The sequence below is a fragment of the Deinococcus aetherius genome (genome assembly GCF_025997855.1).
GTDB classification, from domain to species: Bacteria; Deinococcota; Deinococci; order Deinococcales; family Deinococcaceae; genus Deinococcus; species Deinococcus aetherius.
The window spans coordinates 1,149,569-1,175,596 of sequence record NZ_AP026560.1; the positions used below are offsets into that span (position 1 = coordinate 1,149,569).

The following is a 26,028-nucleotide window of genomic DNA, read 5'->3' on the forward strand; positions in this document are numbered from 1 at the left end:
GAAGGCTTCCTCAAAGCCGGACCGTGACGAACCGCCGCGCGTGGGTGGGCGTGCGTTCCCGCCCGGCAGCGCGGAAAAAGCGCGAGGCGAGGGGGTACACTCGGGCACGTGAAGACGCACAAGGTCGAGGTGGGGAACGTGACGCGCGAGCTGCCGGTCGTGTCGGTGGCGCCGGGGGTGAGCGTGGCCCTCTTCAACATGCTGGGGGACACCGAGGTCACCGAGGCCGCCGGACGCGAACTCGCCGCCCGCTTGCCACAGGACGTGGACGTGCTCGTGACGCCCGAGGTCAAGGCCCTGTCGCTCGCGCACGTGATCAGCCGGGAGAGCGGCAAGCCCTACATCGTGATTCGCAAGACGCAAAAACCCTACATGGTGGACCCGGTGGCCCGCGAGGTCGTGAGCATCACCACCGGGAGGCCCCAACTGCTCGTCCTCGACGGCTTCGACGTGGACAAAATTCGCGGGAAGAAGGTCGCCGTCGTGGACGACGTGGTCTCCAGCGGCGGCACCCTGAACTCCATCCGCCAGATCGTCGAGGAGGTCGGCGGGGAGGTCGTGTCGGTCGTCGCCGTCTTCACCGAGGGGCAGGAGCGGCCCGAGGTCACCGCGCTGGGGCACCTGCCCCTCTACACATGAAATACCGCCACCTGAGCGGGGGAGGCGAGATGACCCAGAACACCGCGAACCAGCCCAACCCGCAGGCCCCGCGTGTCACGGTCGGCGGCGTGACCCGCGAGCTTCCCACCGTCCGCGTCGGCAGCGTCGGGAGGGTGCCCCTGGTGGAATTCATCGGGGACAGCGAATTCACCAAGGCCGCCGCCGGGGCGATGCTGCCCCTGATCCCGCCGGGCACCGAGGTGCTGCTGACGGTGGTCACGAACGCGCTGCCGCTCGCGCACGAACTCAGCGACCGCTCGGGGCTGCCGTACGTGACCGTGCGCAAGAAACGCCGCACCTACATGCAAGACCCCCTGATCCAGAACGTGCCCAGCATGACCCTGGGGGTGTCGGAGACCCTCTGGCTCGACGGCCCGCACGCCGCCCGGCTCAGGGGCAAACAGGTCGCCATCGTGCAGGACGTGATCGCCTCCGGGGGCACCGCGCAGGCCCTCGCCCGGCTGGTCGAGCGCGCGGGCGGCACGCTGACCGGGTACGTCGCCGCCTTCAAGCAGGGGGACACGACCCTGCCGGTGGCGTACCTTCAGGAGTTGCCGACGAGTGTCTGAGGGGGCGGAACCTTAAAGGGATGCTCAGGCCGCCCCACGGGGTGCGCTGCTAGCTTGGCAGGACAGGAGGGAATTCCCATGACCCAGAGCGACGACCAGCAGCTCCAGAACGGCGCCTCCACCGATTCTTCCGTCAAGACGGAGGACGAGATCAGCAACGTGGACCTCCAGTTCATGGGCCGCACCGACGAACACCGCGACGCCCTCAAGGACGCCCGCGCCGAGGCCCGCATCGCCGACGAGTACGAGGACCGTGGCCTCGACAAGCAGGATGTGGCCTCCAGCGGCAGCATGATCACCTCCGACCCCGCCAGCACCACGCCGGGCGACGAGACCTCGGACGACACGAGTAACCGCTGAGGCTGTTCGGCACACGGGGCCAGGGGAGCGACCTCCCGCTGGCCCCCTCGCTTCATTTGCCCACGCAGAAGTTCCGGAACACGGCGTCCACCACGTCCTCGCCCACGTCGCGCCCGGTCAGCTCGGCGAGGGAGCGCAGTGCCTCCTCCAGCTCGTACCCGGCCAGCTCGTCGGAGAGGAGGCGGGCGGCCCGGACGTGACTCAGCGCCCGCCGCGCCGCGTCCGCCTGCCGCTCGGTGGTCAGCCACGCCTCGCCCCGCGCCGCGTCCCCGATCAATGCCGCGTGGATGGCCTCGCGCAACTCGGGCAACCCCTCTCCGGTCACCGCGCTCACCGCCAGGGTGCCCCTGTCGGTCCAGGCAGCGGGGAGGTCGCTCTTCGTCCGCACTCGCAGCACCCGCGCGTCCCCCGGCAACTCGGCGGGCAGCGCCTCGCGGGGCAGGCTGCCGTCCTCCAGCGCGAGCACGAGGTCGGCGGAACGGGCGAGGCTCACCGCCTGGCGCACCCCGGCGGCCTCCACCGTGTCCTCCGTCTCGCGGATGCCCGCCGTGTCCACCAGCGTGACGGGCATCCCGGCGAGTGAGAGATTCGCCTCCAGGTAATCGCGCGTGGTTCCCGGAATCGGCGTGACGATGGACCTTTCAAAGCCCAGCAGCGCGTTCAGAAGGCTACTCTTGCCCGCGTTGGGAGGGCCGATCAGGGCGAGTCGGGCGCCCCGGGTGGCGACCTGCCCGGCCCGCGCCGTCCCCACCAGCGCCTCCAGTTCCGCCGCCGCCGCCGTGAGGGGCGCGTCCCGGTCCTCCTCGGGCACCCCCTCCTCCGGGTAGTCGAGGAGGGCCTGGATGGCGGCCAGCGTGCGCGTGACGTGCGCCGCCACCCGCTCCACCCGCTCGCCCAGTGCGCCCGAGAGGCCCAGGGACGCCTGCCTCCGGGCCGTGTCCGTCCCAGCGTTCACGAGCCCCAGCACCGCCTCCGCCTGGGCGAGGTCGAGCCTGCCCGCCAGGTAGGCCCGCTGGGTGAACTCGCCGGGCCGGGCCGGACGCGACCCGAGTTCGAGCAGCCGTGCGAGGACCTGCCCGAGCACCGCCGGGCTGCCGTGCGTCTGGAGTTCGGCCACGTCCTCGCCCGTGTAGCTGCGCGGGGCGCGGAAGACCAGGCACAGCCCCTCGTCCAGAACCTCGCCGTCCCCGGCCACGAGTTGCCCGAAGAGGAAACGCCCCCCCCGCGTCGCGCTGGGGCGGCGCCGCCCCCGGAACACGCCGTCCGCAATGCTCAGCGCCTCCGGTCCGCTCACCCGCACGATGCCCACGCCCGCGCTGCCCGGGGCGGTGGCGATGGCGGCGATGGTGTCCGATAAGCCGAGGCGCGTCACGGGGGGCAGGGTAGCAGGGGGGAGCGGAGCTGGTTGTTGAGACGTGACACGGTTCCCCCAGGTGCCGACTCGCCCCTGTTACGTTATCCACGACTTATGGAGGAGATGGAAAGCGTGCTGTTGTGCTACCGGGAAGGCCGAGTGGCGAGGCAGTCGCCGCTCGGGCCGTTGTTTCACACGTTTTACGCTCCTGCTGAGCGTTCTGCCATTGTTAGCGTCTTCGAGCAAAGAGGGCTGCCCACAGCCCTTGAGGATTTTTGGCTGAGAATGTCGGGTGCGCGTTGATGCGAGGACGTTACTTACGGTCAATGGGGGTTGGTCCTCTACTCGCCCGAAGAAGCAGGAACACGTTCGCAAAAAGCCAAAGAAGAACGCCCAGAGGATTACCGTGCCGGTGATCTGGTCGTCGGTGAATCCCTGGGCGATCTGGATGTTCTTCTGATCGTGGCGGACGTTGACAGTTCAGATTTTGGCGCCGTGTACGTCGCTTCGCCTCTCGATCCTCGTGTCGAGTGGTCCAAAGTCGGGGACAATCCGGCCGATTTTCTTGAACGATTCGCTCAAGCGAACGGCGAGAAGTTCTGGGAGAGTTACTGACTTACCCCCCCTTCTTCCACTTCCCCTTGCTGCGGTTGCCCGGCTTGTTCCCGACCGGGGCCGTGCGCGTCCTGATTCTCTCGTCGTCGTAGCGCAGCATGACGGCGAGGCGGGCGCGCGAGATGATGTGGTGAGGCTGCTTGGGCACGAAGGCGGTCACCACGTCGAGGTGCCCGTCGGGCGCGTGCTCGACGACGACGTGCAGGGGCAGCGCCACCCCGTGCGACTCGAAGTAGCCGCATACCAGCCAGCGGCGGTCTTCCGGGTACACGGCCCGCACCCGCCCGGCGACGAGCACATGCACGATGTCCTGTTCCAGAAAGCCCTCGGCGCGGGCATGGCCGATAGCGTGGGGGCAGAGGTGGTACTTGCCCTCGTACACGGCGTCGCGCAACCGGGCATGGGCGCGGGTCAGCGTATGGTCAGTGGTGTCGATGCCCGCCAGGTCGGCCTCGCGCTGAGGCTTGACGGGCTTGGCGCGCAGGTGCTCGGGCCTCGCGGGAACCGGCGTGGGTGCCCGCCTGGCCTCCTTCTCGGCGCGGGCGAGCTGCGCACGCAGGGCGAGCAGATCCGTGCCGCCTTTGGCCGGGCGGCGCGGGGTGGTGGGGCTGGACGCGGATGCTCTGGGAGCAGATGCTTTCGTCACGGCGGGCCTCCCGTCGGCCGTCTCCCCGTGGTTCTCTTCTTCGGGGGCGTCTCCGTTCGGGGAGAAGAGGCCGCCTCCTAAAAGAAAAGACCCCTCAAACACGGCTTCGTGTTCGTGGGGAAGGAGGCGGCGTACCCTGTTCAGGGCATGGAGCGAGTATAGCACGACTCCTTGCGGGTGTGACGTGACGGCCCGTGCAGACGGGGGAGGACGCGCCTTCTTACGCTGACCGTGTTGACCGCCTGCCTCAGCCCGCGCCCCCAGGAGGTGCCTCCCCATGATCCGCCCCATGCAAGCGACCGACGCCCCCGACGTGCTCGCCCTGCTCTCCTGGATGGACGACGCGCCCGAGCGCGAGGTCTTCGCCCCCGATGCCCGCGACGCCGCCGCCCTCCACGACGAGTGCGAGGACCGGGTGTGCCTCGTCGCCGAAGGGGTGGACGGCGCGGTGCAGGGCTACTGCGCCCTCGCCCCCTTCCGTGACGGCCTCGTGCTGGAGGGGCCGCTCGGCACCGGCGAGCTGCACGGGCTGCTGCTGCGGGCGGTGGAGCGCACGGACGGCCTGCCCGTCTACGCCTTCAGCGCTCGGGACAACCTCGCCGTGCGCGAGGTGCTGGAGGCGGCGGGGTTCACGGCGATGCACACCACCGACTTCTACACGGGCCGCGCCGACCACCTCGCCCGCTCGGCCCGCGTGCCGACCGGGTACACCACCGAGACGGCCCTCGCCCCGCAGGAGTACCGCGCGCTCTTCCGCGCCGCCGAGGACGGCTGGTCGGGAAGGCTCGACTGGACGGACGCCGAGTTGCGGACGCACTTCGCGCGGGACGACGTGCGGCTCGTCGCCCTGCGCCGGGGCGGGCGGGCGGTGGGGTTTGCCGAACTCGAACTCAACGCCGAGGCCGCCCGCGCCGACCTCACCTACGTCGCCGTCCACCCCGCCGACCGGGGGCAGGGGCTGGGGCGCGTCCTGCTGGGGCTCGCCGCCGCCGAGGCCGCCGCGCACCCCGAGGTCCGCACCCTGCGGGCCCGCGCCCACGACCACGCCCGCCCGGCCCGCGCCCTGTACGCCCGCGCGGGGCTGACCCACTGCCGCTCCGTGGTGACCTACCTGCGCGACGACACCGAGGGGGAACCGTAGCCGGGTGGTGGGGTGGGCGCTGTGGGCCCTGAGGAGGAGGGCGGCACAATCCCTGCGGGCCCTGCGCGCTAGCCTCTGGCGCATGGGGAAACGTGACCGCCTCGCCGTCCGCACCGCCTACGTCACGCTGCGCGACCTGCCCGGCTCGCGGGTGATGTTCTGGGTGGTGGACGAGTGTCCGTACTGCGGCGGGCGGCACTTCCACCCCGCCGGGAACCTCCGCACCGCCGACCCCGGCGAGCGTCTGGGCGAGCAGCCCGCGATGTGCGACCCCGGCCTGACCTACGAACTCGCCCTGCCGCCTCGCCCCCGCAAGAAGGGCGGCAAGCAGGAGCGCCGCAAGGAGAGGCGCGAGGGCAAGCGGGACGGGCTGGACGAGGAGTATTAGGGCGGCAAAGGGGAGGCGGGCGCAGAGGTGGAAGGCTGCGCCCGCTTCTTTTGTCAATGCTGGTGCCCGCCCATCTCCATACCGTCCATTCCTCCGCCGTCCCCTGCCGGAGCCGGGAGGGGCTGCGCGTCGCGGTCGGCGAGAAGCTGCGTCATGAGCTTGATCTCGCCCCCCTGCGCCGCGTGAATCTGCCGGGCAAGGGCCTGGACCTCGGGCCGGACACCGCCGCCCAGGGCGGGTTTCAGCATCTCCAACGCTCCCTGGTGGTGGCGGATCATGAGTTGCAGGAATGTCTTCTCCGCCTGCGGGACGGGTGGGGTGTCGAGGCTGTTCAGCTCGGCGGGCGTCGCCATTCCCATCATCCGGGCGTGTTCCGCCGTCATGCCCTGGCCGCCCCAGGGCAGGCCCCAGAGGGTGAGCCAGCCGCGCATCTGCCCGATCTGCTCCTGCTGCGAGAGCATGATGTCGAGGGCGAGGGAGCGCAGGGTGGGATCGTCGCTGCGGTCGCGGATGCGGGTCGCCATGTCCACCGCCTGCGCGTGGTGCTGGATCATCTCGCGCACGAAGCGGACCTCGGTGCTGCCCTCGCGCGGGGTGGCGAGCCGGGGCAGGGCCAGGACCGCCAACAGGCCGAGGACGGCGAGCACAAGCAGGGCGAGGAGGCCGGGGCGGAGCTTCATGGGGCGAGTATAGGAAGGGGGGATGAGGCGAAAGGTCCTCAGCCCTCCGGCGCTTCCGGGCCTGCCCGCCCATCCAGAAGGCCGTCTAGAAGGATGGTCCAAGGCTCGACCCGCCCGGTGACCAGGAACCCCGCCGCGTTCCAAGGGTCGGCGGCGAGGCGGGCGTGGACGGCTGCCCCGCTTCGTGCCCGGACCACGAGCAGAATCTCCTCACCCGGCCCCAGGGGACCGCCCAGCACCACAAACCCTCGGGTTGTGAGCGCGTCCATGAAGGCGGCATGTTCCTCCCACAGGGCCTGCTGTCGCATGGGCAGTGCAGCGTTCCAGGCCGTCCCCCTGAACCGCCAGACTGCGAAGAAGGTCGGCACGCGGTCAGCGTACCCTGCGGGGAAAGGGCGACCGCGTTCGGTTACAGTGGCCCGCGTGACGCTGGGGGAGCGGGGGCGTGGGGTGCTGGGTGGTGCGGCGGTCGGCGGTGCCGTCGCCGTCCTCGCCGCGTTTCTGGGAGAAATACGGGCGTCCGTCCCCCTGCTGCTGGCCCTCCTGGCAGCCGGAATGCTCGGGGGGGCCTTTTCCAGAACGCGGCGGGTGCTGAACATGGGCGCGGGGGTCCTCGCCCTGTCCCTGGTCCCGTGCCTGGTCACGCCGGTCCTGCGCGGGCCCCTCGCGGCGCTGGCGGTGAACCAGGCCCCGACGCGCGCCGACGCCATCGTGGTGCTCGGCGGCGGGGTGCAGTGCCGGTCGCGCACGCCGGAGACGACCAGCCTCATCCGGCTGCTGCGGGGCCTCGAACTGTGGCGGGCCGGGTACGCTCCCGTCCTCACCGTGTCCGAACAGTCCGGCCGGATCGGGCCGGGCGACTGCGTGAAGCTCAGCGATCTGGAACGTGCCCAGATTACCGCCTTGTACCCGGCAGGCGGGCCGGAGGTCCTCACCCTGCGCCGCGTGACCACCACCCGGGACGAGGCGGCCCGGGTGCGCGATCTCGCCCGGGCGCGGGGGTGGTCGCGGGTGCTCCTGGTGACCTCACCGTGGCACTCCCGCCGGGCGCTCGGCCTCTTCCGGGCGCAGGGCGTGGGGGCCGTGAGCGTGAACGCGCCCGAGACCCGCTTCGACCTCACGCTGCCCACCCCCGCCGACCGTCTCGCCGCCGCGCGGGTGCTCGCCTACGAGGGGCTGTCGCGGCTCAAGGCGGCGCTCGGGGGCACGCCGGAGCGGTGGCGCTCCACAATCCACCCTTCCCCGTCCTCTACACTGACGTGTTATGAGCTTCCCGGAAATCACGGTTATCGGCGCGGGGCTCGCGGGGTCGCAGGCGGCGCTCGCGGCGGCTTCCCTGGGAGTGCGGGCGCGCCTCCATGAGATGCGGCCCGTCAGGATGACGCCCGCCCACCGTTCGGGGAACTTCGCGGAACTCGTGTGCTCCAATTCCCTGGGCGGCGAGGGTGAGATGCAGGCGAAGGGCCTCCTCCAGGCCGAACTCCGCAGCGTGGGCGGCGAGATCCTCCTCTCGGCGGACGCCTCCCGCCTCCCCGCCGGGAACGCCCTCGCGGTCGAGCGCGAGGAGTTCAGCGCCCGCGTCACCCGCACTGTCCGCGAACATCCCCTCATCGAGGTCGTCGAGGGTGAGATCGAGAAGGTGCCGGAGGGCATCGCCGTGATCGCCTCGGGACCGCTGACATCGGACGCGCTCGCCGCCGACCTCGCCCGCCTGACGGGAAGCGAGCGCCTGAGCTTCTACGACGCCGCCGCGCCCGTGCTCGCCTTCGAGAGCATCGACCTGGACCGGGCGTGGCGGGCCGGGCGCTACGACCAGAGTGCCGACTACATCAACTGCCCCTTCACGAAGGAAGAGTACCTGCGCTTTTTCGGGGCGCTGGAACAGGCCCGCAGTCACACCCCCCACGACTGGGAGAAGCTCGACTTCTTCGAGGGCTGCATGCCCATCGAGGAGATCGCCCGCCGGGGCGTGGACACTCCCCGCTTCGGCCCGATGTCGCCCAAGGGCCTCGACGATCCGCGCACCGGGCGCTGGCCCTACGCTGTCGCCCAGCTTCGTCAGGAGGACCGCGAGGGTCGGCTGTGGTCCCTCGTCGGCTTCCAGACGGGCCTGAAGTGGGGTGACCAGAAGGCGGTCGTGCAGCTCATCCCGGGTCTGGAGAACGCTGAGGTCGTCCGCTACGGGGTCATGCACCGCAACACGTACCTCAACGCGCCGGAGGTGCTGGACTCCACGCTCCAACTCCGCGCCGACCCCGCCAAGTTCGTCGCGGGCGTGCTGGCGGGCACCGAGGGCTATCTGGAGTCGGCGGCGACGGGCTGGCTGGCCGGACTGAACGCCGCGCGTCTCGCTCTCGGTGGGCCGCCCCTCACTCCTCCCGCCGAGTCCATGCTGGGCGGCCTGGTACGCTACCTCGCCTCTGCCAACCCCAGGGGATTCCAGCCCATGAACGTGAACTGGGCGCTCGTGCCCGAACTGCCCGCGCACGAGCCTGGGCCGAACGGCAAGGTCCGCAAGCTCGGCAAGCGGGAGAAACGCCCCGTGATGTTCCGCCGGGGCCTGGACGCCTTCATGGGCTGGGCTCGGGAGGAAGCGGGTCTGACCGTCACCCCGCCCCCGGTGCCCCAGCCCGCGCCCGAGGCGGAGGAGAAGGCCGCGCCCGTCTTGAGGTGAGGGGGGAAGTGGGGGGGATGGCGGGCGTCGCCCAGACGACCCGCCCTTCCCGTCCGGCGACTGCCGGGGCGCGGCGGTAGACTCTTCCCCGATGGAGATCGGGGCGACCGTCGTGGAACGCTACGTGCTGCGCGCCCTGCTGGGGGAGGGCGGCAGCGCGCGGGTGTACCGCGCCCTGGACACCCGCCTCGACCGTGAGGTGGCCGTCAAGGTCCTTCACCCCCACACCTCCGACGCCGAGCGCGCCCGCTTCCTGCGCGAGGTGCGAACGCTCGCGCGGCTGGCCCATCCCGGCGTGGTGCCCGTCCTCGACCTCGGCGAGACGCGGGAGGAGAGCGGGGCGGAGCGGGTCTTCTTCACCATGCCGCTGCTGTCGGGCGGGCCGATCACGGCGCTGGGACCGCTGGAGGACGCCCCCGGCCCCCTCGCGCACTTCCTGACCGCCGCCGCCTTCGCCTCGCGGGCGCTGGCGTACATCCACGCCCACGGGATCGTCCACCGCGACCTGACGCCCGGCAACGTCCTCCTCGACGACGCCCGGCTGCCGCGCATCATGGACTTCGGGCTGGTGGCCCTCTCCGACCACACCCGGCACCTCACCCGCTCGGGCGTGACGCTGGGCACCCCCGCCTACATGGCTCCCGAGCAGGCGCGCGGGGTGGGGGTGGGCCCGCGCAGCGACCTGTACGCGCTGGGGGCGGTGCTCTACCGGGTGGCCTGCGGAAGCCCCCCCTTCGTGGGCGACAGCGACCAGAGCGTTCTCTACCAGCATGTCTACGAGCCGCCGCCCGATCCGCGCGACCTCAACCCCGCCGTGCCCGACGCCGTGGCGAGCGTGCTGCTGGCCCTGCTCGCCAAGGGGCAGGAGGACCGCCCGGGGAGCGGCGAGGCGCTCACGCACCTGTGGGACCTCGCCCGGCGGGACGTGTGGACCCGGCACGCGCGGGGCCAGTACCGGGGGGGCCGGGCCCGCACCGGTGAGCACCCCGACGGCCCAGCCCGGGTGGAGAACCTGCGCGAGGCCTGGAGCGTGGCCCTCCCCGGCGAGGTGACCTGGCCCGCCGCCGTGGTGGGGGAGGGAGACCTCGTGGCGGTGGGGACGCGGGGCGGCCAACTCGTCCTAACCCACGCCTCCGGGCGGCCCTACGCGACCTACGCGGCGCGCGACGAGGTGACGGCCCCGGCGACCTTCACGGGCGGCGCCGTTCTTTACGGGGCGTGGGACGGCTCCCTGCGCCGGGTGCGGCTGGAGGACGGGAGCGAGGGCTGGCGCCACCAGGCGCGGGCGGAATTCACGGGGGCGCCGACCCTCTGGGGCGAACGGGTGCTCGCCACCAGCCGCGACGGGCATCTGCACGCCCTGCACGCGGCGAGCGGCGAACTCGCCTGGGCCTACCGGGCGGCGGGGCCGGTCGCGGCCTCCCCCGTCGTGTGGGCGGGAGCGGCCCTGCTGTGTGACGAGAACGGCTGGCTGCACGCCCTCGACGCGCGGGTGGGGACGCCCATGTGGAAGGTGGAGGTGGGGACGGTCCACGCCACGCCCGCCCTCGCGCCGACCGGGCCGGGGGAGGCCACCCTGGTCATTCCCACCTGGATGGGGGAGGTCCACGCCCTGAGCCTGAGCGCGGCGTCGGGGCGCGCGGCCCTCGTCCAACCCGAGCCGACCCTGTGGACCTACGACGTGGAGGACGAGATCTGGGCCGCCCCGGCGGTGACCGGGGACCTCGCCGTCGTAGCGGGGTGGGGGGGCACCGTGCGGGCCCTGCGGCTCGCGGACGGCGAGGACGTGTGGACCCACACGCTGGAAGGGCGGCTGACGGCCAGCCCCGTGGTGAGCGCCGGACTCGTCTTCCTGGCCTCCGAGGAGGGCGAACTCGTCGCGCTCGACGTGCGCAGCGGCGCCGTGCGCTGGAGCCGCCGCGAGCGCGAGGGGGTCCAGGCCACACCGCTCGCCGCCGGGGGAACGTTGTACGTCGCCTTCATGAACGGCACGTTGCGGGCCTACCGGGAGGGCACGGCGGAGGTGGGCGGCCGGTCCTGACTGGCCCATTTCGAGAGACGGCCCTGACGTTTGTCTCAGGCCGGAAGCGTACACTCCGGGAAGGACGCCGCTCCCCACGCGAAGTTCACGCCACGGAGGAAAGAACATGCCCAACATCGGACCCGGTGAACTCCTCGTCATTCTCCTCATCGCGCTCCTCGTCTTCGGGCCGCGCAAGCTGCCGGAACTCGGCAAGAGCCTCGGCGCGGGCATCCGCGAGTTCCGCCGGGGCACCCAGGGCCTCAAGGAGGAACTGGAGGGCAGCTTCCGCGAGCCGTCCCCCACCCAGCCGGGCGCGCCCTCGCAGACGGTGGTCGTCAGCGCCCCGCCCCAGCCCGTGCAGGTCGTCACCCCCCAGGCTGTGACGCCCCAGAAAGCCACCCCCGCCACCGAAGACCCGCAGCGCGGCTGACCCCGCCTGCCGCGCGCCGCCCCTGCCCAGCGGGGGCGGTGTTTCCGTTGCGGTCTACCCCCATCGTGGGGGGTCAAAAAGGCGCTGTGCGGCGCGAGTTTGCGCGCTGAGGAGGTGAGCCCCTTCGCTACACTGCGCCCGTGATCTTGGAAGAGACGGCGGCAGGGCCCGGGGGCAAGACCCACAGGACGCGGCTCGGGGCGGGCCGACCCCCGGGGGGACGCTGATGCTCGCCCGCGCCCGCAGCGTCGCCTTGATCGGCGTGGACGCCGTGCCCGTCGAGGTCGAGGTGGATGTCAGCCCCGGCCTGCCTGCTTTTACTGTGGTCGGCCTTCCTGACCAGGCGGTCAGTGAGGCGCGCGATGACATTTTCCATTTAACTTGTCAGTGGTCTCCACTTTGCGTTTCATTGCCTTTTGCCCTGGCAGTGGCAGCATAGAGGCTGTGAATCCGAAGAAGCCCTTCTCCATTTGCCGTGTCAGGAGAAAGACGCGGCAACAGATCCGTTCCAGGCAACAGCGTTATGCCGGGCATATTTCCACGCCCCTCCGTTTGCCATGTCAGTAGGGCAGGAGGGGAAGGCCCCCCGCAGGTTGCCCGTCTACCCGAGACCTCTTCCTGACGAGTGGCTCGGCTCCTGGCTGGCTCGCGTTGCCAGGGCCAATGCCCTTCCCGTCGTCCAACTGATGAAGGCCCTGGAACTTCCAGAGCGGGAAGCTCGCCTCTCGGAGCCTGAACTTCAGCGCCTGTCCTGGGCCACGGGGGTGTCTGTCCGGGACCTGATTGGCATGCAGACCCCTCCTGATCCTCTTCGAGATCTGGGTCGGCGGGGCTCCGAGCTTCCACTGCCCTTCCTGGGCGTGCGTTACGTCCAGGTCTGCCCCTCCTGCCTCCTGGGTGATGCTATCCCCTACATTCGCCAGGACTGGGTTCGCCGGAGAGTCGCGGCGTGTCCAGAACACGGGGGGCCGTTGCGTGATGCCTGCCCACACTGTGGCAACCTTGTGCAGGTCACCGAACGAGTTCACCGACAGGTCGGCCGATGGGGTGGCGACCTGCCGAAGCAAGGCCCGCGGGAACACAATGACCTGCGACGGTGCCGTGATTGTTACCTGGACATCGCTACGCCGGACTCAACACCTTTAACCCTCCTCCCCGACATCCCGCAACCCCAGTATCTCCGTTCCTTCAAAATCGTTTCCCCGGAGGTCTGGAAAGGGTTCGTCGAGGGCGTCTGGACAATGATGAACACGTTCCGGGTCGACCAGATGCTTGAGCCGGGACTGCTTCCCATCAGGCCGGTGGAACGTAACACCCGCAGCCCACACGCCACCTCGACGAGGTTCGCTGCACAACGCCTCACGGCCTGGGTTCTGGGAAATCAGGATGACGGCTTCCACTCCTTCTCCCACCGCCTGCGGACGACGGCAGCTACCCTGCAGGCGCTGATCATCAAGCCCAACCTCACCCCAAACCGGCGCTTGATGTACCTCGTCTGGCTGACCGGACGTCTGGTCGACGATCCACCGACCGAGGTCCTCATGCACTGGCCCGCGCTCGTGCAGCACCTGAGTGACCGGCTGCTCCAGGACAGGCCAGGGCCACCCGCCCCCTCGCTGCCGATCACGCTCACGACCGAGCAGTGGGAACAGATGCAGCCCACCCTCTTGCTCAGCCCGCCCATTGCAGGAATCGATCCCCGAGAGGTATTTGAATTCCTGCTTTACCGGGCAGCGCTGAGTCTTCGCAACGCGCGCATGGATCTGGAGACGAGCGAGCTTACAAACAAAGTCAGGCAGGTCAAACTCTGGAGTCGATCCGGCCAGCTTGGCGTGGCCCTGGGTGTCATGCACGCACATCTGCGTGAGCACATCACACCGCAGCAATCGCTGGCATCACTCGCCTGGGCGGACCCGGAGGAAGACTGGCGCAACCACACTGCCCGTATCCTCCTCAGTGATGGCCTGCTCGAACTGACGCGGCAGGTCAACACCGAGCTGCACCTGACTCTGCTGGCCTCGCTCAGGGAGCTGTCGCGCGAATAGCTCTCGCATGGGGTGAGGATGCCGCCGGCCGTTCACCTGAGCAAGAAGTCCAGGGCCATGTGCTGAAATCGCTTCCGGTCACCCAGGCTCTGGAACACCCTCCGCGTCGTCCTGCAAGAGAAGCGACAGAACCGCCGGGGTCAGATGGAGGGCATGCGAAGTCTCCTGCGCGGCACCTTGCTCAGCCTTCTCCTCACAGGCGTGGCCCACTCGCAAGCCGGTCCCCCACCGGGCGTGCGCACTGCCCTCGAAGGCACCTTCTCCCGGTGCGGACTGCACCTCGTCCGCAGCGCTCATCTTGACCGGGTGGCGGCGGCCTATGCCCGCCTCGGTACGGTGAAGCAGGCCGCCGCAGTGGCTGGCTACGCCTATCAGAAGATGCAGGGGTTGCGGATGAACGGTCCCCTCTCCTTCATCGTGCAGTCCGTCGGGGAACGCTGTGTCGAGTTCCGCGAAGCACAACTCATCGCCTACGGTGTCGCTCCCTACGGCCGGGGCTACGCCCTGATCGTCGCCGACCCCAGAATTCCCCCCAATCTTCGAGGCCCTTCCACGGAGGGCAAGGCTCTGCTGAACGCCACCAACGCGGTTCGGGCAAAGGGCGCCGACTGCGGCGGGAAGTGGATGCCCCCCGCGCCTCCGCTGGCCTGGGACGACCGGCTGTTCGCTGCCGCGCAACTCTACGCCCAGCGGCTGGCGACCCTGAACTTTACCGGCCACATCGACCCATACACCGGCCAGGGCCCGCAGGACAGAGCGCAACGGGTGGGCTTTCGGGGTGCCGTCGGGGAGAACCTGCAACATGGGCGCAACACCGCGCTGCTGGCAGTGCAGAGCCTGGTGACCAGCCCAGGGCACTGCGAGAACATGCTTGACCCCCGCTGGACGGTGATGGGGGGAAGTTACTGGGCCAGCGAGAACAGCAACTATGGCATCCACTGGGTGCAGCTCTTCGGGCGGTTCTGAAGGTGGTCACCTCGCTGCCAGCACCCTCTGGAAACCCGACTGCCAGTTATCGTTGAAACAGTTGAGCCAGCTCTTCCGCCTCCTGAGCTGTGACCGCCGAACAACGTCGAAGGCTGGGTTCAGCCGTGATGCGTGACAGGTGAGGCTCTTCCTGCTCAATCTGCGGACGCTGATCGGATCGCTCCCCAGACACGGCGGTCTACCTCTTCGAGAAGGAACGTCTGCCCGGTGAGCACGTCTCCACCCTGGTCGGTCGTCCCGTGGACAGCCGACCTGCCGCAGAGTATGAACTCAACGCCCTCCTGCTCTGGCGGGCGCGCCACCGGGCATGGCCGAAGGGGCAGCCCGACTGGAAGCTGCGCCGACTCAACCAGCAGTTCGCCTCGACCGAGACGTTGACGGAGGGTTTGCTTCGCGTGGTTAGTCGGTTATGCGTTCAAGTGCAACTGCCTCTCCTGGAGAATTGAACTTCCTGTAATTTCTATTTCCGTTCACCTTTTCGCTGGATGGTCCCCTGGGGCTGAAGACTTCCCTTTGAACTAACAGCTCTCCATAGCTTGATGAAGTCGTCTGCTCTCAAAATTTCGATATTGCTTAGAATTTTCGGCCGACTAGTGTGGGAGGTAAATGCTCCGAGTAATTATTCAAGCAGGCAGGGCAAGAGAGTAACTGCCCTGCCTGCTTGAGGTGACTTCTCAGTGATCGTGTTTAACAATGTGAGTAATTTGAGTATTTATCGTTGGAGTGCCAAGAGGAAAAAGCAAAGCGAATTTATTCTCGTCGAATTGAATTTTAGTTGAGTTCACGATACTGGATGGTAATAATTTTACACGAAACTCCTCGGCTTTCTCCAATAAATCTATTCGTTCATCCACTGTCAACTTGGAGTTGCCACTACACGATAGGTCCTCATTAATATCGTCTGGGTTATTTGAGTAAACCTTGGACGTGGTTTCGAACGCGCAGTATGGGTCGTTAATTATGTTAGAGTAATGTTTCTCCCACCTCTTTTCCTCGCCCACCTTTATATCTTGCCGACAAGAAGAGAGAAAGACCAGAGAAATAATAATGGCTCGCATTTTCATAAATTTATATCACCTTGCGACACAAGTTGTCGGAGGAACATACGCAGTTGCACTGATGGCATTACCGTTGACGTAAGACCTCCCCAGTATGGTGTATCCAGATAAGGTTTGGTAAACGCTCTCTGCTGTCTCTTGAGTAGCAACAAGCGCCCCTGTCTTTGTGGCCCCCTTCCCTATAACTGTATTGTATAAAGCATCGCGAACCCAGAATTCTTTGAAGAACTGCTCAGCAAATGCTATGGTAACCGGTATAACGCCGTTGGCAATTTCGTTGTACGGATCAACACAGTGTTGCCAGCCTGCGAATAGGTCTCGTGCGATACGTTCATACTCTTGGACGTCCTTCTCGGGTTCACCAATCGCTAGATACAGGGTTGTGGCTGCGCCCGCGATACCTGCCACTGTAGATGTGAGGCCGACGACAAGAGCTGCAGTGCCACCGACGATGATGCTAGGTACGATAAGCGCTGTGCTGGCAATTGTTGCAGCCAGGGCGATGTTGTTAAGAAAGTTTTTCTGCCCCCTCTTGACTCTGGCAATCAGATCGGCTGGTTGGTACGATTGATAGACGGCGGAGCAGTCTCGGCAGAATGAGACATCCGACGTGGGCATAATTCTTCGAGACGAAGTTAGACTAGATGCGGCACTTCTTGTTCCCCCAACAGAGGAGAGTGTTGAGCTGGTGGACGGGCTCATTGAGCTGTAAACATCATTTAAGGGATTGGAGTATAAGATGAGTAGCTTATCAAATAAACCCTGTTGATTCTCTGGCCTGCTGTATGTGCTAAAATTTTCAATACTAAGGGTGCGTCCGTTATTCAAATTAGTGTAATCCATCGTATCCGTGTCACTAGTGTACAACGCCTGGATCAGGCTACTTACTCCTTGTTGGTCAATGTCAGCAATTAGAAAGGTAACGTGATGTTCATCATAAGCATCAGTCATTACATTTAAGTAATATCCATATCCATCGTTTTCTTTGGTGCCTGCTATACCTATGATTTTATAGCCGGTTTTCACGAAGGTTGGGTCTTGCAGCAAGATGCCTCTTGCACTCTCAACACCACTGTCTCCCTCCTGTACCAGAGAGTAGGAAACCCTTTTGCCCTCGGTGACTGTAATATAATTTACACTGCGTGCTTGTAGGCCGCTAGCGTCAGTGGCGAGAATTGTTACCGTATACGTCCCTGGCTTGACGTACACGTGTTCTAGGCTCTGCGCGCCTGCGCAATTATTCAGGCTTCGATCTTCGTTGTCACCGAATGACACCTCGCAATGAATCAAGTCGGTTTGTGCGTCCGTCGTGGTCCAATTGATTGTGACAGCACTAGCAGCAACCACGTTCGTCGGCGAGTAGTTATATTCCGAGATCATCGGAGGCGTGTTGCCAGGAGCGGCGGTTGCCGTGACACCCACAGCCCTTTCCGTCTTGTTCCCCGGGGCATCCGTGGCGACGACCTTTACGGTAAAGGAGCCTGCTGCACCGTAGGTGTGCTTGAGCGTCTGCTGCCCCGCGCAGTTCTGAAGGTTCTGCGTCTGCCCGTCCCCGAAGTCCACGACGCAGGAAACAGCGTCATTCTCCGGGTCGGTGACGCTCCAGCCAACCGAGGTCTCCTGGCCCACCGTCACGCTGCTCGGGGTGACGGTCAGGTTGGCGATGACGGCTGCGGTGTTCGTCACGCCGGCTTTCACGTCGGCCGAGACCGTCCTGGTCGTGCTGCCACCCCTGGCGTCCGTCCCCGTCACCTTGACGGTGTAGGTGCCTGCGGCAGCGTAAGTATGGGGAAGTGACTGGGTGCCCGTGCAGTTCTCCAACGCCTTCGTCTGGCCGTCGCCGAAGTCCACCACGCAGGACACCGCGTCGTTCTCCGCGTCCGTCGTCTTCCAGCTCAGCGTCACCGCTTGACCAACCTGAGCCGGGCTGGGGCTGACGGACAGAGCGTCGAGCAGCGGCGGCTGATTGGTGGTGGGCGCACTTCCGATGGAGACCTCTGCGAACTTCTGGATGCCGTTGCTCTCGCCGGACCGCTTGTCGTTGAAGTCACCGGAGGCGTAGGGACCATCCACCACCTTCAGCTTCACACGATAGGTTCCCGCCCCCCCATACGTGTGTTGAATGGAATCACTCAGGTTGCAGGGGTCGACCGTTCGGTTCTGCCCGTCGCCGAAGTCCACGGAGCAGGTCAGCGTCTTGTTGCCAGGGTTGAGGAGCTTCCAACTCACGGTGGTCGAGGTGCCTGCCACACCCGGCGTGAGCGTCAGGGTCTCGATATCGGGCGCCACAATCGGGACCGCTCGACCGGGGCCATCGGGCATGGTGTATTCGTAACGCGCGACTTCCCCGATGCGGTCGTTGCAGTTCGCGTCCGTGAACCCCGGGTACGCCACCCGGCTCTGGCCTTCCAGGGTGATGAGGTCGATCTGCCCGGAACCACACGCCCAGGGCCACCCGTTCACCACGATGAAGGTCAGCTTGTCCCCACTGTTGGCCTCGAAGTCCTTGAGGACGCGTGGAGGGTAATTGCCGGGGGGAAGATTCTCACCCGCCATGTCGGCGAGCACCTGATCGTTCAGCTTGACGATGAGCCGGTCGTCGAAATACTGATAGATGCTGCTGTTCAGGGGGCGGGCCTGGGCGGAGAGCTGGAAGGAACGGCGGTACGAGTAGGCGAGCGTATTGCTGACCGTCCCCTTCGACAGCACCTTCACCTGCACGTCTCCCGGAGCCGACGCAGTGGGGGCGATGGCGACGATCTTCGTGTCGTCCACCACGGTGAAGCTGCGGGCGCTCACGTCCCCGAACTTGACGTCGGTCGCGCCCGTGAAGCCCGTCCCTTTCAGAACGATTTCGTTGCCACCGTTCGTCGAGCCGAGGGTGGGGGTCAGTTCGGTGAGGGCCACGTTCACGGTAGGGGGAGCGGCGGTCACCACGACCTCCGTGAACTTCTGGATGCTGTTGCTGTTGCCGGAGGTGAGGTCGCTCGGCAGTCCACTCGCGTATGGCCCGTCGGCGACCTTGAGCCTGGCCTTGAAGGTTCCCGGCTGGTCGTAGATGTGCTGGATCGAGTCGTTCATTTGACACGGCTCGAGGGTCTGCGTTTTCCCGTCGCCGAAATCGACGGTGCACACCAGTTTGGCATTCGTGGGGTTCACCGCACTCCACTGGAGGGTGCTCGGCGTTCCCGCCACTCCTGGAGTGATCTTGAACTCCGTCAGATCGGGCGCCTGGATCGGCAACTCCTTCCCCGGGCCGTCGGGGAGAACGTATTCGTAGCGAAAGACCTCACCGAGACGGTCCGAGCAGTTCGGGTTAGAGAAGCCGGGGTGAATTTCTTTCACCACCCCCGAGGGCGTCTTCGCCGTGATCTGGCCGATGCCGCAGTGGTGAGGCCACCGGTTGATCAGGATCAGTTCGATCCTGTCGCCGTCTTTGGCGTAAACGCTGGCCTGGGGGACAGGGTTGCCCCACGAATACTCGACATCGCTCACCACCTTGCCGTTGAGCAGCGTGAGCATCCGGTCATCGGTGCCCCGGGAGATGATCTCGTAGGACTCCCCGTACGTGAACTCCTTGCCCGGACTGGTCTCGTCCGCCTTCTGCACCGTCACGTTGACGGCCGCGACCGCTTCACCCTTCGGGGACACGGCCCTGATCTCGGTGTCACTGACGACTTTGAAGCTCTGGGCCGGTTGCGTGCCGAATCGCACTCCCGTCGCGCCTGTAAAGCCGGTGCCCGTCAGGGTGACTTCGGTGCCACCCGCCAATGGACCCCGGTCCGGTTGAAGGCTGGTCAGGGTCATCGAGGCGACCGGTGCCTTCGCCTGGACCTGGATGCTGGCCTGGCCCGTCTTGCCCGCGCTGTCCTTCACCTGGGTGGTCACGACGTGGGCTCCGGCGAGGAGTGCCGTTTCCAGAACGCCTCCCTTTCCGACAACACGGTCGTCGACTCGCCACTCGAGAGCAGCCGTCAGTTCACCATCCTCGAAGTCCAGGGCAGACGCGGTGAACTTGGTGACCTCGCCCGCTCGGACCGTCGAGCCGCTGGCAGGTGTCTGGATGGTCACGCGTGGGGCCTGGTTGATCGCCCCAACCTTCACATGGAACTTGATGGGAAGGTCCTGGCCGTTGACGAGGTTGACCACGGTGGGCACCCCATTTTTGACCGCTTCGGCTTTGGTCGGCCAGACCTTGGCGTCGATGAATGCGAGACAACCAGCGTCCAGGTTCGCGCCTTCGTTGCAGACCGGCTGCCCAGAGGTCGCACTATCCAGCCGCAGCTCGATGCGAACCGGCGTTCCGTCTGGCAGCTTGGCATCGGCGGTCTTCCAGTTCGCGAGGTAGAAGGTGTCCTGTTTCCGGATGGTTCCTGCTTTGACGCTGAATATCGGGGCGACGGCGGGTGCCGCAGCCTTGTCCACATTCAACTTGTAAATTTCGATATTGACGCGTGGGTTCTGTTCCAGGGTCCCCAGGGTGCCAGGGTCTGCGGCGATGGGGGGAAGGAAGGCGACGCCTGGAAGCGCCGTGGGCACGACCGCCGTGCCCTGTGCAGAAGTCTGACTTGTGGACGACGACTGGGTGGGTGTCGTGGTCTTCACCTGCACCGGGGGTGCCTGCTGACACGACGCCAGCACCAGGATGAGCGAGAGGGTGACGGCTTCGGGTCTCTTCACGGAGAGCTTCCGTGACACGTTCCCCTGGACGTCGGTGGGGCGAGGTCGCCCTGACCTGAAAGGTGAATTTGACACCCTGGGAACATAAGGGAGCCGTGAAGATGTCGTGAACGAATGTGAGGCGAAACTCGGATTGTGTCTAGACAGGAGTCCGAGTCAGACCTCGTGCCGACCAACGCCCTCACTGCGGGGAGCACTTTTTCAAGCGTTCCCATGGTTCGGGTATGGGCGTCATCACTTGCAGATCGTCCGGTCCTCGTTCCTGTCCAACCCGGACCCCCATAGCCCGGCTCCCCCGAGACGGGGAGCCCTCCCTGCCGCCCTCACCTCGGTACAGTTCTGGACGACAGGAACGGCCAGGGGGGTGTAGGGGGGTGTTGTCCTGCTCGCCTGCACCGCTATACTCGCGAAGTTCCCCGTCTTCCGGTAAACCCCCGGCCGCACCAACGACCCCGCCCACAACCCGAGCCGGTTGGCCTTCGCCTCGTCGGCAGTGTGGGTTGGAGGGACAAGCTCAGTACCAGGTGGCAACACCACCGTGATGGGAACACGTCCCGCGTCGGTGGGCGCTGAAGGAGTAGCTGCCATCCCGGCACCGGGCAGAAGCTCCGGAGGGAACGCTGTCGAAAAAGACAGGCCTCTGGATCTGCTGCCCATCCACGTTGGTGTAGGTGCCATTGCTCGGCACGGGCACGGGTGCCGGAGTGACCGGTGCCTTGAAGGTCAGGACACTCCTGGAAACGAACCCCTTCTGCCCGCCGTAGGTGACCGGGCACCAGGTGGTGCAGCTGCCGACGTTGAGCGAGGTTCCCCTGGGGATCACCGTGAGCACCCTGGCGCTGGTGCTGGGTCCGCCGCGCAGGTTCACGTTATTCGTGGTGGTGACCTGGAGGGCCGTGGCCTGGGTGCCGAGAGCGAGGGCCAGAGCGAACAGCAGCTGTTTCATCGGGAGAACCTCCACTCCAGGCGTATCACGTTTCCCGGCCCTGGTCGCGCGAACTTGACCAGAACCGCACTCTGGGGCGGTGGCTGTGACGGTTCGAAGCGCCAGGACGCCCAGCCCCATCCGCAGGGAACTCTGCCGGCTCAAAATTGTGCTGCGGCGAGGCTCCCGGACGCTACTGTGCGGCATGGTGCCAGCAGAGGAACAGGACACGCTGACCGGCCGGGTAATCGTGGACGGCATTGAGGGCAACCTCGCCCGGGTCGAGCTGGAGGACGGCCAGACCGAGGACTGGCCGCTCGCCAGCCTGCCCGGGAATGTGCGGGAGGGAGACGTGCTGCGGCTGCATCTGGAAGGCGGCGACCTGACCGTGGAGATCGACCACGGGGCGACACGGGAACGCCGCGAGGCCGCCCAGGCCCAGCTCGACGCTCTCAACGGTGTCGCTCCTGTCGGGGAGATCGATCTGTGAGGCGCCTGCTCGCTCTCGCTGCCCTCTCCCTGGGGCTGGCCGCCGCCCAGGCACCCGGGGTCCTGATCATCCGCTTCCTCGACGTGGGCCAGGGGGATGCCGTGCTGATCACCTCCCCGGAGGGCAAGTCGATCCTGTACGACGGGGGACGCTCGGAGCCCCGGTTGCAGGCCCTGCTCCGCCAGTACGACGTCCAGAGCCTGGACCTGGTGGCGGCAAGCCACGCAGACGCGGACCATATCACCGGACTCATCCCCGCCGTGACGCTGTTCAGGCCCCGTTTCTTCCTGAACAACGGCGTGGCAGGCACGACGAGGGTCTGGGACAGGCTGACGGCGGCCGTGCGGAAGGCGGGGACGCAGGGCCTCCTCGCCCGGGATCAGGTCATCAACCTCGGGAGCGTGAGGATCACCGTGTTGCCGCCCCCTCCCGGAATGCCCAGGGACGAACAGAACCTCAACAGCGTCGGTCTGCTGGTGCAATACGGGACGTTCCGGGCCCTGATGACGGGGGACAGTGAAATCCCGGAGACGATGGCCTGGCTGAAAAAATATCCAGCCAGCGCCCTGGGGCCGGTGGACGTTTACAAAAGCATCCACCATGGCGCAGCTAACGGTGACAACCCGGCGTGGTTGAAGGCGGTGCGGCCCCAGAACGTCGTGATCGGAGTCGGGCCGAACAACTACGGACACCCGACCCAGCAGGCCCTGTCGCTCTACCGACAGGTCGGGGCGACGGTTTACCGCACCGACCAGCAGGGGACCGTGACCGTGGTGGTGCAACCCGGCGGGAAGTTCGCCATCACCACCGAAAAAGGGGGCGCGGTTCCTGCCAATCGGGGCGCTGTCCCTGGACCGGCCACCCCGGTCCCTGTTCCCTCTCCTGCCACCCCGGTCTATTCCAGTTGTGCCCAGGCTCGGGCGGCGGGGGCGGCACCGTTGCGGCGAGGGCAACCCGGCTACAACCCGGCCCTGGATAGGGATGGGGACGGCGTGGCCTGCGAGTGAACGGCCTCCCGTTCTCCATCTCTGTTCAGGAGAAGGAGGTGTGGCACTGAAGCGAGTGGGGAGCAGCTCCACCCCCGCCGGACGTTCCTGAAGCCTGAGTCGAGGGACTAGCGACGGTCGGGAAGTGCGGCAGCCAGGCTCAGGACCAGCTGGACGACCTGGGCCTGCCGGTGGGTGTCCGTCTTGGCAAAGACCTGTTTGAGCTGGTTGCGTACAGTGCCCAGGCTTACCTGAGAGCCCGCTGCGATCTCCTCGACGGAGTCGCCCTGGGACAGCCGCACGGCCACGCGTGCCTCGGCAGCCGTCAGCCCGTACCGCTGCCTCAACACCTCGAGCGGCATGGGCCGGACCTGATCCGGGTCCTCCAGCCACAGCAAGACCCCCATGCAATCTTCCCCGGCTCCTGGCAGCGGCATCACCGTGACCCGCAGCGGCCCAGCAGGGGCTGGGCGGGTGATCGCCAGGGTGCTCCCGGCCTGTGCCGAAATCCCCCGACCGAGGAGTGCCGTGCGACGCACCGCTTCGCGGAGCTGCTCGTGCTGCCACGCCACCTCTGCGCGTACCTGCCCGCCCTTGACGCTCAGCCCCCCTGGGCCCCGCAGCAGCCCTTCGGCCGCTATGTTCATCCACTCCACGCGCAAGGCCGCGTCCACCGCCAGGCACGGACGGTCGAGGGTGTCGAGTGCCAACGCGCGGGTGTCGCGCTCCCGGCGCAGGTTCCACAGTTGGCGGTGAATGGCCTGGGCCCGGCCCAGGTGCGGGAGCAGGAGGCTCAGCGCCTGTACGTCCCAGGCAGGGAACGCACCGAGTGACCGGGGGCGACCGATCAACACGAAGAACCCCGCCGGGCTGTCCAGGGAGAACCCAGCACCCCCGATCAGGTGGAACAACTCGTGGTGGCGGGCGAATTCATGGTGGAAAGCCGAGCGCTCGAACTCCGCGTCCGGACACGTCTCACGGCGGTCGAACACCAGCGGCCCCTGAGTGAGGCCACGGGCCAGGATGGCGTTGGTGAAGCCGTCCTGGTCCACCCAGCGCGCCATGTACTCGCGCTGGGTCTCGCGGGGATGGTTCACGCCAATGGAAAAACTCTCCCCCGGGGCGTCGATGCCCTGCCGGGAACTCTCGTACCAGCTGAGTCCCGGCTGTTTGACGACGTGGTGCAGGTAAGCCTTGCTCGCGCCGTGATGCGCGCACAGGGCCTCGACAAAGGCCGGAAAGAGGTGGGGATCGGTGGCGGCCCAGTACAGGGCGGCGGTGAGGGCGACGGTTGCCTGCTCGGAGAGTCGCGTCATGACCTGCACCTCGTGTTCGGCGTTCTCAGGCTCGCCCGGGGCCCACATCCTCCACAGCGCGCCATGCCCCGTGCTCTGTCGTCAGGATAGTCAAAACGGCGTAGCCCAGACGGGACATGCGCCGGTCGCCATGGGGTTGGACAATGCCCGCATCCAGACAGGTCCCGGCCCGTGCCACAGGGCACGGCGCTTCCCCCAGGCCTGCCGGAGGAGGACACCGAGAGAACGTCCCGGCCCGCGCAGGTGCCACGACAGGGCAGCGAGTGGACCCCGCAGGGGTCGAACCCGGAGGAGGCACGTTGAACCAGCAAAGACCACGCCCACACATCCAGCCCACGCCAGGACCCGGCTCAGGCCCTGAGCAGCTCGCGAGGAACCTATCTATGACGAACGTGACGAAGACGGGCGCGACGCAAAAGCCCAAGATCAAGGTTGAGGTCGTCCCCAAAGGCGAGTACAAGCCAGGGCCCAAGATCAAGATGCCGCCCGGCGTGACGGCCATCTTCGCCAAGCATCAGGCGCTGGGCGGCGACACCGGGCTGCTGGGTAAGGCCACCGGACCCGAGCAGATGACCCCGAATGGCCAGGGGTGGTACCGCCACTACCAGCACGGCTCGATCTACTGGACCTCAGCGGCGGGCGCCTTTGAAGTCCACGGCGACATTCGCGCGAAGTGGGAGACGCTGGGGTGGGAGACCTCCTTCCTCGGCTTCCCGATCACCGACGAGACCACCACCCCCGACGGGGTGGGCCGCTTCAACCATTTCCAGGGCGGCTCGATCTACTGGACGCCGGCGACCGGGGCGCACGAGGTGCACGGCGACATCCGCACGAAATGGTCCGCGCTGGGCTGGGAACGCTCCTACCTGGGGTACCCGATGAGCGACGAGCAGACGACCCCCGACGGCATCGGACGCTACAGCGACTTCGAGCACGGTCAGATCACCTGGTCGCCCGCCCTCGGGGCGGCGGTCTCCTTCACCTCCTACGACCCGGCGGCAGGCGGCGGCGGCGGGGTGAAGCCTCAGGGCCTGCCGGGGAACGGCGAGCCCGAGGTGCGCCGGCGGCTGGTGTGTTCCGCGCACATGGACCTGACCGACGACGAGAGCTGGCCCTGGCACGATGAGCACAGCTCGGCCGACGGGACTAACGAGGCCGTCCTGACCACCGATCTGCCTCAGGACGTCCTGACGATGAGCGACGGGGCCGGAGGAGAACTGCGGGTCGAACTCAAGCTCATCGCCCAGGTCAGGAGCAACGGTGACGTGCTGGTGAAAGGGAATCTCGACCTCTTCGAGGGGACCAGCGAGCAGAACAACGACCTCGACGGCAACGAGACATTCAATATTCTGGTGCCGCGCGACGGCATCACCTCCGAACAGGTGACCGTTCGCAACGAGGACGAGGGCGGCGACCTGGCGGTGGTCTCCATGAATTTCTCGAACTACGCCATCTGACCCCGTGGCCGGGGAAGGCCATGCGCCTCCCCCGGTGGACTGACCTGGAACTTGCCCCAGCTTGCCACGGCGTCGGTGCCGGGGGAGCCTCGACACCCCGCTCAGCGAGCGGGGTGTTCGTGCGTTCATGTCTCCTCAAGACGACGCCCTCGTCCACACCCTGCTCGGCCAGATTCCCGGCAGCGAGCGCTGGGTCCAGGCTCATGCTCTCGTGCGCGGCACCCACATCCTCGACTTGCACGAGGAAGGTTTCTATCCGGGCACCCCACACGCGCAGGAGGTATTTCGCCGCCTGAAGCCCCACCTTGATGCGGGCGGCCTGGTCGTCACCCTGCGCTCCTTGCGCAACGCCGGGTACCTCCACCACGACAACATGACCAGGAAGCAGGGGCACCTGCAACTTGAGGGCCGGACCACCGGCCTCCTTGGTGCCAGGCCAGCCGGAGCGCGGGTGAGGGTCAGCGGGAGGGTGGCAAGTCAGCGCATTCTCGTCAGCCGAGAGCCCCCTCCCTTTCACTTGCATTTCTGAACGCCTCGCTCCTAC

24 protein-coding genes and 1 pseudogene are annotated in these 26,028 nt (G+C 66.8%); 18 read left to right on the forward strand and 7 right to left on the reverse strand.

Annotated features, from left to right (window positions below; all coding sequences use genetic code 11):
* The first annotated feature begins 108 nt into the window (after positions 1–108).
* From DAETH_RS05825 to DAETH_RS05835, 3 genes are all read left to right on the forward strand, one after another.
* Entirely contained in the window at positions 109–639 is a 531-nt protein-coding gene (locus DAETH_RS05825) for a phosphoribosyltransferase family protein (protein ID WP_264776974.1), read from the forward strand.
* Positions 640–668: 29 nt separating this feature from the next.
* Positions 669–1,229, forward strand: coding sequence for a phosphoribosyltransferase family protein (locus DAETH_RS05830; RefSeq protein WP_264777395.1), 561 nt, complete (start codon positions 669–671; stop codon positions 1,227–1,229).
* A gap of 78 nt (positions 1,230–1,307) precedes the next feature.
* Positions 1,308–1,589, forward strand: coding sequence for an M-like protein (locus DAETH_RS05835; RefSeq protein WP_264776975.1), 282 nt, complete (start codon positions 1,308–1,310; stop codon positions 1,587–1,589).
* A 52-nt stretch (positions 1,590–1,641) separates the two neighbouring features.
* Here the strand turns inward: DAETH_RS05835 and mnmE are convergent, their stop codons facing one another.
* Positions 1,642–2,961: a tRNA uridine-5-carboxymethylaminomethyl(34) synthesis GTPase MnmE gene (gene mnmE, locus DAETH_RS05840; RefSeq protein WP_264776976.1), complete on the reverse strand. Its 1,320-nt coding sequence runs from the start codon at positions 2,959–2,961 to the stop codon at positions 1,642–1,644.
* 315 nt (positions 2,962–3,276) lie between these two features.
* On the opposite strand from mnmE, the gene DAETH_RS05845 reads away from it, so the two are divergent.
* A complete protein-coding gene (locus tag DAETH_RS05845) occupies positions 3,277–3,558 on the forward strand; it encodes a hypothetical protein (protein WP_264776977.1) in 282 nt (93 codons plus the stop codon).
* 1 nt (position 3,559) lies between these two features.
* Here DAETH_RS05845 and DAETH_RS05850 read toward each other — a convergent pair whose 3' ends face one another.
* A complete protein-coding gene (locus tag DAETH_RS05850) occupies positions 3,560–4,204 on the reverse strand; it encodes a DUF4258 domain-containing protein (RefSeq protein ID WP_264776978.1) in 645 nt (214 codons plus the stop codon).
* Between the two features lie 277 nt (positions 4,205–4,481).
* Between DAETH_RS05850 and DAETH_RS05855 the strand changes: the two genes are divergently transcribed.
* Together DAETH_RS05855 and DAETH_RS05860 are read left to right on the forward strand one after the other, a co-directional pair.
* Complete coding sequence (locus tag DAETH_RS05855) at positions 4,482–5,345, forward strand: GNAT family N-acetyltransferase (protein ID WP_264776979.1); 864 nt, start codon at positions 4,482–4,484, stop codon at positions 5,343–5,345.
* A gap of 82 nt (positions 5,346–5,427) precedes the next feature.
* Positions 5,428–5,733, forward strand: a complete 306-nt coding sequence (locus DAETH_RS05860; protein WP_264776980.1) for a hypothetical protein — start codon at positions 5,428–5,430, stop codon at positions 5,731–5,733.
* Between the two features lie 53 nt (positions 5,734–5,786).
* Here DAETH_RS05860 and DAETH_RS05865 read toward each other — a convergent pair whose 3' ends face one another.
* The gene (locus DAETH_RS05865) at positions 5,787–6,413 is read right to left on the reverse strand and encodes a DUF305 domain-containing protein (RefSeq protein ID WP_264776981.1); all 627 of its coding nucleotides are present in this window, start codon (positions 6,411–6,413) and stop codon (positions 5,787–5,789) included.
* A 38-nt stretch (positions 6,414–6,451) separates the two neighbouring features.
* A complete protein-coding gene (locus DAETH_RS05870; protein WP_264776982.1) occupies positions 6,452–6,781 on the reverse strand; it encodes a YciI family protein in 330 nt (109 codons plus the stop codon).
* Positions 6,782–6,836: 55 nt separating this feature from the next.
* Between DAETH_RS05870 and DAETH_RS05875 the strand changes: the two genes are divergently transcribed.
* The 8 genes and pseudogenes from DAETH_RS05875 to DAETH_RS05905 all read left to right on the forward strand — a co-directional run bounded on the left by DAETH_RS05875 (position 6,837) and on the right by DAETH_RS05905 (position 14,551).
* Positions 6,837–7,775 (forward strand): YdcF family protein, encoded by a 939-nt coding sequence (locus DAETH_RS05875; RefSeq protein ID WP_319993734.1) that lies wholly within the window; start codon positions 6,837–6,839, stop codon positions 7,773–7,775.
* Positions 7,678–9,087, forward strand: a complete 1,410-nt coding sequence (gene trmFO / locus DAETH_RS05880; protein ID WP_264776983.1) for a methylenetetrahydrofolate--tRNA-(uracil(54)-C(5))-methyltransferase (FADH(2)-oxidizing) TrmFO — start codon at positions 7,678–7,680, stop codon at positions 9,085–9,087. Before DAETH_RS05875 ends, trmFO begins: the two co-directional genes overlap by 98 nt.
* Before the next feature lie 91 nt (positions 9,088–9,178).
* The gene (locus DAETH_RS05885) at positions 9,179–11,128 is read left to right on the forward strand and encodes a serine/threonine-protein kinase (RefSeq protein ID WP_264776984.1); all 1,950 of its coding nucleotides are present in this window, start codon (positions 9,179–9,181) and stop codon (positions 11,126–11,128) included.
* Between the two features lie 106 nt (positions 11,129–11,234).
* Complete coding sequence (tatA, locus tag DAETH_RS05890) at positions 11,235–11,540, forward strand: Sec-independent protein translocase subunit TatA/TatB (protein ID WP_264776985.1); 306 nt, start codon at positions 11,235–11,237, stop codon at positions 11,538–11,540.
* A 226-nt stretch (positions 11,541–11,766) separates the two neighbouring features.
* Entirely contained in the window at positions 11,767–11,979 is a 213-nt protein-coding gene (locus DAETH_RS05895; protein ID WP_264776986.1) for a hypothetical protein, read from the forward strand.
* 118 nt (positions 11,980–12,097) lie between these two features.
* Positions 12,098–12,502: pseudogene (locus tag DAETH_RS24625) on the forward strand (TniQ family protein); the annotation flags it as partial.
* Between the two features lie 42 nt (positions 12,503–12,544).
* Positions 12,545–13,585, forward strand: a complete 1,041-nt coding sequence (locus tag DAETH_RS05900; protein WP_264776987.1) for a hypothetical protein — start codon at positions 12,545–12,547, stop codon at positions 13,583–13,585.
* 153 nt (positions 13,586–13,738) lie between these two features.
* Positions 13,739–14,551 carry a CAP domain-containing protein gene (locus DAETH_RS05905; protein WP_264776988.1) on the forward strand — a complete coding sequence of 271 codons (813 nt, stop codon included), beginning with the start codon at positions 13,739–13,741 and terminating at the stop codon, positions 14,549–14,551.
* A 1,094-nt stretch (positions 14,552–15,645) separates the two neighbouring features.
* Here the strand turns inward: DAETH_RS05905 and DAETH_RS05910 are convergent.
* Together DAETH_RS05910 and DAETH_RS05915 are read right to left on the reverse strand one after the other, a co-directional pair.
* Positions 15,646–20,310, reverse strand: coding sequence for a PKD domain-containing protein (locus DAETH_RS05910; protein WP_264776989.1), 4,665 nt, complete (start codon positions 20,308–20,310; stop codon positions 15,646–15,648).
* A gap of 514 nt (positions 20,311–20,824) precedes the next feature.
* Complete coding sequence (locus DAETH_RS05915; RefSeq protein ID WP_264776990.1) at positions 20,825–21,256, reverse strand: DUF3761 domain-containing protein; 432 nt, start codon at positions 21,254–21,256, stop codon at positions 20,825–20,827.
* A gap of 184 nt (positions 21,257–21,440) precedes the next feature.
* On the opposite strand from DAETH_RS05915, the gene DAETH_RS05920 reads away from it, so the two are divergent.
* Positions 21,441–21,725, forward strand: coding sequence for a DUF3006 domain-containing protein (locus tag DAETH_RS05920; protein WP_264776991.1), 285 nt, complete (start codon positions 21,441–21,443; stop codon positions 21,723–21,725).
* Positions 21,722–22,732, forward strand: a complete 1,011-nt coding sequence (locus tag DAETH_RS05925) for an excalibur calcium-binding domain-containing protein (RefSeq protein WP_264776992.1) — start codon at positions 21,722–21,724, stop codon at positions 22,730–22,732. Before DAETH_RS05920 ends, DAETH_RS05925 begins: the two co-directional genes overlap by 4 nt.
* A 107-nt stretch (positions 22,733–22,839) precedes the next feature.
* On the opposite strand, the gene DAETH_RS05930 is transcribed toward DAETH_RS05925, so the two are convergent.
* Positions 22,840–24,027 (reverse strand): helix-turn-helix transcriptional regulator, encoded by a 1,188-nt coding sequence (locus DAETH_RS05930; RefSeq protein ID WP_264776993.1) that lies wholly within the window; start codon positions 24,025–24,027, stop codon positions 22,840–22,842.
* A 383-nt stretch (positions 24,028–24,410) separates the two neighbouring features.
* Between DAETH_RS05930 and DAETH_RS05935 the strand changes: the two genes are divergently transcribed.
* Entirely contained in the window at positions 24,411–25,484 is a 1,074-nt protein-coding gene (locus tag DAETH_RS05935; protein WP_264776994.1) for an LGFP repeat-containing protein, read from the forward strand.
* Between the two features lie 127 nt (positions 25,485–25,611).
* Positions 25,612–26,013 carry a hypothetical protein gene (locus tag DAETH_RS05940; protein ID WP_264776995.1) on the forward strand — a complete coding sequence of 134 codons (402 nt, stop codon included), beginning with the start codon at positions 25,612–25,614 and terminating at the stop codon, positions 26,011–26,013.
* Positions 26,014–26,028 lie beyond the last annotated feature (15 nt).